1 pseudogene is annotated in these 446 nt (G+C 72.9%); it reads right to left on the bottom strand.

Annotated elements, in window-relative coordinates:
* Positions 1-446, bottom strand: a pseudogene (locus G3I78_RS48425) (aminotransferase class III-fold pyridoxal phosphate-dependent enzyme); the annotation flags it as partial.

Genomic DNA, 446 nt, shown 5'->3' with positions numbered 1-446 from the left:
CGGGAGCACAGGTCGGCCAGCCCGCGCAGCCACTCCGCGCGCGCCGCGTTGATGCCGCCCTCCCCCTGGACCGTCTCGACGATGACCGCGGCGGGCTCGTTGAGCCCGCTCCCGCCGTCCGCGAGGAGCCGCTCCAGGTACACGAAGTCCGGGACGTCCCCGTCGAAGTAGTCGTCGTACGGCATCGGGGTCGCGTGCACGAGCGGGACCCCCGCTCCTCCGCGCTTCATCGAGCTGCCCGTGACGGACAGCGCGCCCAGCGTCATCCCGTGGAACGCGTTGGTGAACGTGATGACGGACTCCCGCCCGTGACCTTGCGGGCGAGCTTCAGCGCGGCCTCCACGGCGTTCGCGCCGCCCGGGCCGGGGAACACGACCTTGTGGTCGAGGCCGCGCGGACGCAGGATCCGGTCGTGGAACGTCTCGAGGAAGTCGCGGCGCGCCGTC

It is taken from the genome of Streptomyces sp. SID13726 (genome assembly GCF_010548375.1).
Classification (GTDB): Bacteria; Actinomycetota; Actinomycetes; order Streptomycetales; family Streptomycetaceae; genus Streptomyces.
Note: the sequence above shows the minus strand (reverse complement) of the source record. Positions and strands in the feature narration are given on the sequence as shown.